This window comes from Endozoicomonas sp., assembly GCF_051008435.1.
Classification (GTDB): Bacteria; Pseudomonadota; Gammaproteobacteria; order Pseudomonadales; family Endozoicomonadaceae; genus Endozoicomonas_A.
Map to the genome: position 1 here is coordinate 21464 of NZ_JBPCXO010000490.1, position 8009 is coordinate 29472.

Consider the following 8009-nt stretch of genomic DNA (forward strand, 5'->3'; position numbering starts at 1 on the left):
TCAGAAGGTGGTGCGGAGTTTATTCATGGCTGCTTATCAGATTTCTGGCAGCTGGTTGGCAAACTCGCCCAGTGCCAGATCAGTTAATTCGTTAAAGCGTTCCAGTGCCTGCTCACCGTCGTAGGCTGTCCACCGTGCGACCAGATTCCAGCGCAACACATAGATCACTACGGCTTCAAAGTCGAAGCTGTGCTGTCTTCCAGCGTCGTCGAGTCGACGCCAGACTGCTTCAAGCAGAGTTTTCTCCAGGATGAGATAGTCCTGCTTGTTCAGGCAGTCAATGGCCAGGGGAATCCATGGGAACGCGTGCTGAAGACCCAGTGTCGGGTTGCTCCAGTTACGGCGAATGTAGGCATAGCGAGTACCGTAGCTCCACTGGGGGTCACCCGGTGCCTGCTTGCCCTGCATTTTACGACGCAGTGCTGCCATAACGGTTCTCATGTCCAGTCGCCAGTTGACCAGTTCACGAAGCATCTGACTGGGAAGCTCCGCGTGCAAACGAGCGGCCAGCCTGATCAGGGCCGCTTCGTCAACATCGTCACCCAGGTGGCTCCAGTGCATCAGCTGCTCCACTTTGATCAGGGTATCTTTGTCTTCCTGATTCAACATGGAGAGGCGTCGATCCAGCTGCAGACGAGAGATCGGAGTGATCTTGCTGTCAAACAGTGAGTCGATGTGAGGCAGTGAAGTCAGCAAGGTGTAATAGGCATTTTCTGCCATCTCATTCTCCTTGAAAGGATCAGTTAACAGTAGTGAGTTGACAGTGTTCAGGTTTCAGTCATAGGTAGAAAAACGTCTGACTGATAACACCTGACTCGTCACTGGATACTGTTAACTAAATACTCTCAACTCATCATTTTACGATGCCTTCGAGCAAGGCCCGGAAACGAGGCTGAAGGTGTCTCAGCAGAACGGCAGTGACAGTTTCGTCGCTCAGTTCCACTTCGATCTCCTTGTCATGGAGTCGGAATTTAATGCCGCTTTGGTCGGTGTGACCTACAGAGAAAGTAACCCCTTCCTGTAGCATCTCAGCTGCCTGAGCCGTTACGAAATCCAGTAGTGGGCCTTGCTTCACCAGGTCAGGATTTTCACGCAGTTCATCAACTCCGATGACCTTGCGTGGCAGAACCACTTCCAGGTTTTTCTCTCCATGCAGGTTATTCTCACCCGCTACTTCAAGAATCATCTGTTTGAGCACTTCATCCTTCTCCAGGGAGCCGCTGACCAGAGCACTGATCTGTCCGGAGAATTTTTCCAGCAGGTAGTCTTTCAGCTCCAATACAGCGTTACGTTCTGCCAGTTGCAGAGCTTCCTGACCGGCCTTGGAAATAAAGTCAGCTTCTTCCCGGGCCTTGCTGACAATAGCATCAGCTTTGGCCTGGGCTTCACGAATCAGCTCGGAGGCGTTAGCTTCGGCCTCGTTGACGATCTGGGCAGCCTGGTCTCGACCATCCTGTACGCCCTGATTGCGCAGTTTTTCGATCAGCTCCTGAACGCCCACAGAGACTCTCTGGCCACCAGGATTGATTGCTGCTGTCATAATCTATTCCTCTGGTTCACAGTGAACGGAGTTAACCGTCCACTGTCTAGTGTTTACCGTTAACTGATCAGGCAGCGATCTGCTGACCCAGAACCAGAGCAAATACGAAAGCGAATACCGCAAAACCTTCAACAATTGCGGCTGGAGCAATGGACAGACCAAAGACTTCTGGCTTGTTCTTGGAGGCATTGATACAGGCTGCAACAGCCTGACCCTGGTAGATGGCAGAGTACATCAGGGCAATACCCGTCAGCAGACCAATACCCAGCAGGCCAGGAGCGCTGTTGATAGAAACACCGATACCGCTCAGGGTGAACATAATTACGATGCCGTAAATCACCTGGGAAGAAGGCATGGCGGAAAGACCGATGAATTTTCCGTAACCACTTTCAACATCCAGCATGGCACCACAAGCTGCCTGACCGGCTACTGAACAGCCGATGGCTGAACCTACCGCACCCAGCGCAACCGGTGAAAATACGCCTATCCAGCCCAGGGCCAAGATCAGATTATCCATGGTTAGTCCTCTTGCTTTCTAAAAGATTTGAATGGGTAGCCCTCGTCGGACAGACCCCAGTTAACGAATTCAATAACATTGAGACGCATGCCGTGTACGACACCGCTCATGATGCAAAGAGCAAAGTTGAGTGTGTGTCCGAGCAGCAGAATCAGGCCGCTGAACAGCACTCCGATGACTGGACTGGAGTCCATTACATCCATGGCCAGGGTGTTGAATGTCATGGCCAGAGACGCACCGGAAAGACCCAGTGCAAACAGACGCATATAACTCAGCACGTCACCAAAAGCGGAAGTGATGTTATAAACCGCTTTCAGGCCGTCCAGTCCTCTCAGGCAAAGGCTGCCAATAGAGCGAACCGGTCGGGTACTGGTAAACAGGAACACCAGCAACGCACCAATAATCAGGCCTGCAGGACCGACCCGGTCAGCAAAAATCGCTGGCAAGGTCTGGGTCATACCCAACCAGATGGACAGTCCCGAGCCCATGATCAATGCCCAGCCGATAGGAGCCAGCGCGTAACTGCTCCGTCGATTGACCACTGCCGTCATGAAGTTGGCGATGATCAAATGAGTGACACCGACAAAGACAGACAGTTTCATCATGGCGTTGTAGTCATTCAGATTGACAAAGGCCAGGTGACCCAGAATGCCGCCTGTGCCCGGAGCTACACCAAAGTAACTGCCAATCAGAACACCCCAGACAGCGCCTGCTGCTGACATGAAGTACGCCAGGTTCATCAGGCGTGAACCGGCCTCGGTCTTTTTCAGTTTCTGGCGGAACATGAAGACGATGCCACCAAACAGCAAGCTGTACATGGCGTCGCTCATGATCATGGCGAAGAACAGAGAGAACGAGTAGAAGACCAGGTTGCCCGGATCCCAGGTACGATAGTTTGGTGTCTGGAAAAAGCCCAGAGCATCCGAGCCACCGCCGATGTTGCCGGATTTCTCCAGCAGAGTAGGCGGACTGTCTTTGTCAGACGGTTCTTCGAAAATGGCCGCGACACTGTTTTCCAGACAGAAAGCCTCTACCGCTTTTTTCTCCGATACTGCTACCCAGCCCTGGACCAGAAAGAAGGTTTCTTCATCCTGAGTACCGCTGCTGGCTTCTTCCAGTGCTGCATGGTCCTGCTTGGCTGCGACGGCCTGACCCAATAGATAATTCCAGCGGGTTAATGCTTCACGTTCTGCGAGCAGTTCTTCCAGAAGGTGCTCAGACTCTTCCAGTTCCATTTCAAGCCGGGACAGTGGCACCATGCCCACATGGGAGCGAGGTACCGGAAGCAGGTCTTCAGCGGGTTCACTGGCAGAGATCACGATCACATAGGCTTCGCGATGATCCCGGTGAATCTCTTCCCAGGGCAGGTCTTTTTCCCCGAGTGCTTCACAGAGTTCTTCCATTTCGCCCAGAGGGACAACATAGAACCAGAAGCGCTGGCCATCCAGATCTGTCAGTCTTGGAAAACTGAACTCACCCCATGGGCGAACTTCGCGGATACGTTCAACCAGTTTGTCGCGGGCGTCAGAAACCTCCCGAACGGAAGCCTTGTTGTCCAGAACCTCGGCTACCACCTGATCGATACAGACCTGGTTTTTATCCTTGAGCTGTCTTCTGCTGCGTGGCGAACGTTCCAGCCAGGCCAGAGCTTCACTGGCTTGTGCCGGTTGCATACGCAGGCTTTGATCCATGGTTTCATCAGACAGTGGAATCAGATGCATGCACCCCAGAGCCTGGAGCCCCTGAAGAATCCGGGTTTTGTCTTCCCCGGGCCCGTACAGGGTAATTTTATTCAGTCGTTTAATAGCCATTGACGTCTGCCTCCCCTGGTTCCAGCTCCCGGGCTTTGGCCATCCTGGCTTCCTGAGCCAGTACTTTACCCTTGGAGAGTTTGGCGTTCATGACGCTGGCACGATCCTGGTCAGACAGGTAGATCTGGATTTTCTGGATACTCTTCCGGGTTTGTGGAATCAGTACTTTGGAAAACAGATTAACCCTCTGGGACGTAGTCCGGGTTGCCTTGTCCAGCTCTTTATGACGCAGTACGCGCACCTGGTATTCAATGCGCAGGCGTACCATCTGCTGGAGCAGTTCAACCAGAAAATCGACCCAGACTGGTTTGGCCAGATCACTGTAAGGTTTCACGCTGATGGAGATGTTCTCTACTTTAGGTACAGCGGTACCTACAATATTTTCATCGATCAGGGTGACGTTGGTGACCTTAACCAGTCCTTCCACGGGAACGTCTTCACGGGCCAGCATGGGAAGCTGCTCCCTGACCAGACGCTCTAAATCCGCAAGGTGTGACCGGGTTTCTGCCAGTGCCTCTTCAGCCTTTTTCCGTTCAGCCATTAATTGCTGGCGCTTCAATTCCAGCGCCGGCAGGTAACGGTTGTAGGTTTTCAGGCTGCGCTTTTCTTTGTTCAGTGAGCTTTTGTTGAGGGCTACCTTGGCCATGGTTTACGCCTCTATATGGGCTGCAGCACCAGCTGCTGTATCCGCGCCAGCCTTTTGTTTGGCTTCGGCGATACCGGGCCAGTATTTGTCCAGAAGGCTCTGTTTCAGCAGGGTTTCTTCTGGCTCAAAGCATTCAGCCAGTGTCTGCCAGCAGAGATCCAGGGCTTCTTCCAGACTCATGCGGGCATCAAGAATCATGAAGCGACTCTTGAACGTGTCACCAAACCGGATGGCTTTCAGGTCATAACTGGACAGCTCAAAGGCCATGGCCTGCTTCTGCTGGGCATTCACAGAATCAGAGTAGAAACGGATCATGGTGTTCATGATGTGAGCATGATCGTCACGCGTCTCTTTGCCCTGAACCATCTGCTTGAGACGGGACAAGGATCCAAACGGATCGATCACGCCATTGTGCAGGTAGAACTGACCTTCGGTGATGTAACCGGTGTTATCCGGAACCGGGTGAGTGACATCGTTACCCGGCATGGTGGTGACCGCCAGGATGGTGACAGAACCGGCACCTTTGTAGTCACAGGCTTTTTCATAACGCTTGGCCAGCTGTGAGTAGAGGTCGCCCATGTAACCCCGGTTGGCCGGAATCTTGTCCATGGCTACGCCGATTTCTTTCATGGCGTCCGCATAGGAAGTCATGTCGGTTAGCAGAACCAGAACCTTCTTGCTTTCGTTAACGGCAAAGTGTTCTGCCACTGCCAGAGCCATATCAGGCGTCAGCAGACGTTCTACTGTCGGGTCAGAAGCCTGGTTGGTGAACATGACAGTACGAGAGGAGACACCCGCTTCTTCAAAGGTAGTGCGGAAGAAGTGGTAATCATCGAAGATCAGGCCCATACCGGCGAAGACAACAACGTCGGCTTCAGCCTGGATGGCAATACGTGCCAGGAAGCGGTTGTAGGGCTCACCGGCCACCGAGAAAATAGGGATTTTCTGCGATTCTACCAGGGTGTTGAATACGTCAATCATTGGAACGTTGGTTCGTACCATTCTTGACGCCAGTACACGACGGACAGGGTTTACCGACGGGCCATCAATTTCAACTTTGGGATCCTGCTCCAGAGCCGGGCCACCATCAATGGGTTCACCGGCGCCGTTGAAAATACGGCCCAGAATGTTAGGGGAGTAGGTGGCCTTCATTGGCTCACCCAGGAAGCAGACGGCGGCGTCAGTGGACAGGCCCTTGGTCCCGGTAAATACCTGCAGAGATACTTCTTCATGATCAATCTTGATGATCTGGGCCAGGGAATAAACCTGCCCCTTTTGCTCGATCATCGCCAGATCGCCATAACTGGCCCGGGCATTGCCTTCCGTCAGGTTAGGCACTTGAACGCGAATCAAGTCACCAACAATGCTGAGAATGTTAGTGTATCGCAATAGACTCTGGGGCATTGCTGCTCCTCTATACTGCTTGGGAACGGAAAAATCGGGATGATTGACCAGTATCAGGATCAATAAGAGGTGGATTTTTCGATGGACCTGTAATGACAGAAGCAACACTTCTGTCGATTCATCAAAATGTAGCCAGCCGATACTGAACCAGAATGTAACTGCCATGAAATAGTTTCATCACCACAGGAACAAAGCACAGTCTCTGTGGTTAATGGCTGTTCAGGCCCGAATTAACGAGCCGGGTTAATCATCTGGTACCTGTCGCCTATAAAGTTGAGGGACGGACGATCAGGTCTTACCAGGCTGCTGACTGTTCGGGAGAAATAGCTCCATCGTCTCAATCAGCAACCTGGATGCAATGCAAAATTTACTCAATAGTAGACAATTCCAGACTTGTCAGCGTCCAGACTTTGTCAAGTTTGTTCTTCTGTCGCCTCGATCGGGCTGGATCGCTTGGATCCTGTACGCTTTCACTTTGGAAGTCAGGTAAAAATATTCCAGAAAAAGCTAAGAGTTTTTTCTCGGATTTGTTCCCTGGGAGCCTGTTAGGCTTAAACTTTCGGTCAAGAATTCCAGTAGAGCGAGCCAACAGCCTTGAGCTTTCTAGACAGCTTCGTTGGGTGTATGCGAATAGTTGACCTGTTAAAGCCAATCTAATGCAAAAGCTGGCCGCTCTTTCTGGAGTTCAGGTTGACATTGTATTAAGTCAGGCTGGCTCCTAAGGTCGCTACCATCACTGCTTTGATGGTGTGCATACGATTTTCTGCCTGATCAAAAACGATAGCGTGCTCCGACTCAAAAACCTCTTCGGTGACTTCAAGGCCAGACATGCCATATTTGCTGGCAATTTCCCGTCCAATAGTGGTTTCGTCGTTATGGAAAGCGGGTAGACAATGCAGGAAACGAACGTCCGGATTGCCGGTTTTTTCCAGCATCGAAGCATTCACCTGATAAGGTTTCATTAGTCGAACACGCTCGTCCCAGGCTTCTACCGGTTCACCCATGGATACCCAGACATCGGTGTAGATAAAACCACATTCAGATACGGCTTCTTCTACAGAATGGGTGACCGTGAGTTTGGCACCAGACTTATCTGCTAAAGGTTGGCAGAGTGCCAGTAATTCCTCAGTAGGCGTGTAACCCTCGGGGGCAGCAATTCTGAAATCGATACCCATTTTGGCGCAGCCGACCAGCAGAGAGTTGGCGACATTGTTGCGACCATCGCCAACATAGCAAAGCTTGAGCTCATTCAAAGGACGGTTGTTGCCATGCTCCAGCATTGTCAGAAAGTCTGCCAGAACCTGAGTGGGGTGCCAGTCATCGGTGAGGCCATTCCAAACGGGAACGCCTGAATATTCAGCCAGTTCTTCTACATGCTGCTGGGAGTGGCCACGGAATTCAATGCCGTCGTACATCCTGCCTAGCACCCTGGCAGTATCTTTCACAGATTCTTTGCTGCCCATCTGTGACCCACCGGAGATGTAAGTCACATTGGCTCCCTGGTCAAAGCTGGCTACTTCAAAAGCGCATCGGGTTCTGGTGGAGGCTTTTTCAAAAATCAGTGCGATGTTGCGGCCCTGAAGAAAGCGGGGCTCATTGCCGCTTTTCTTGGCCTGCTTTAGCTGAACAGAAAGGTCCAGCAGGGCAGAAATATGCTCTGCACTGAAATCCAGTAGTTTCAGGAACGGGTGATTGGGCAGTCTGAAATCCATCGTCTTACTCTTCTACTTTTGCTATGGAAATGACGCGATCGAGTCGCCAGCTCTTATTCAGGGCATGGGCGATGCGACATTTCTGGCCAGTTGCTGTTTTAACTTTCTGCCAGGTTTTTGTTGCCTGCCGTCTTCAAACGGCAGGACGATTTTGAATCATGGCTGATTGAGCAATATTTTGTGCGCGACTTCATCCTGTGAAGAGATTAGACGGGCACATTGCCTACTCTGTCGAACCGACCATCATCCATAGCTCTAGGAGTCTGTCGGACTTAGCCGACCGTAGCGAGAAAAAGTCCGGTTTGAGACAGTTTTTATGATTATTTGAGGCGAATAGCGAGCTATTCAACGAAAAGAATCATAAAAAATGGCCAAATCC

At 51.6% G+C, this 8009-nt stretch carries 7 protein-coding genes; all 7 read right to left on the reverse strand.

What is annotated here, in order from left to right:
• Positions 1-36: 36 nt before the first annotated feature.
• The 7 genes from ACR2PX_RS24450 to argF all read right to left on the reverse strand — a co-directional run bounded on the left by ACR2PX_RS24450 (position 37) and on the right by argF (position 7630).
• Positions 37-720, reverse strand: a complete 684-nt coding sequence (locus tag ACR2PX_RS24450; RefSeq protein ID WP_434001966.1) for a DUF2764 family protein — start codon at positions 718-720, stop codon at positions 37-39.
• A gap of 133 nt (positions 721-853) precedes the next feature.
• On the reverse strand, positions 854-1540 hold the full coding sequence (locus tag ACR2PX_RS24455; protein WP_434001967.1) for an ATPase: 687 nt from the start codon (positions 1538-1540) through the stop codon (positions 854-856).
• A gap of 67 nt (positions 1541-1607) precedes the next feature.
• A complete protein-coding gene (locus ACR2PX_RS24460) occupies positions 1608-2057 on the reverse strand; it encodes an ATP synthase subunit C (RefSeq protein WP_434001968.1) in 450 nt (149 codons plus the stop codon).
• Positions 2058-2059: 2 nt separating this feature from the next.
• Positions 2060-3868 (reverse strand): V-type ATP synthase subunit I, encoded by a 1809-nt coding sequence (locus tag ACR2PX_RS24465; protein ID WP_434001969.1) that lies wholly within the window; start codon positions 3866-3868, stop codon positions 2060-2062.
• Positions 3858-4514 carry a V-type ATP synthase subunit D gene (locus ACR2PX_RS24470; RefSeq protein WP_434001970.1) on the reverse strand — a complete coding sequence of 219 codons (657 nt, stop codon included), beginning with the start codon at positions 4512-4514 and terminating at the stop codon, positions 3858-3860. Before ACR2PX_RS24470 ends, ACR2PX_RS24465 begins: the two co-directional genes overlap by 11 nt.
• A 3-nt stretch (positions 4515-4517) precedes the next feature.
• Entirely contained in the window at positions 4518-6083 is a 1566-nt protein-coding gene (locus ACR2PX_RS24475) for a V-type ATP synthase subunit B (protein WP_434001971.1), read from the reverse strand.
• Positions 6084-6619: 536 nt separating this feature from the next.
• Positions 6620-7630: an ornithine carbamoyltransferase gene (gene argF, locus ACR2PX_RS24480; RefSeq protein ID WP_434001972.1), complete on the reverse strand. Its 1011-nt coding sequence runs from the start codon at positions 7628-7630 to the stop codon at positions 6620-6622.
• Positions 7631-8009: the final 379 nt, after the last annotated feature.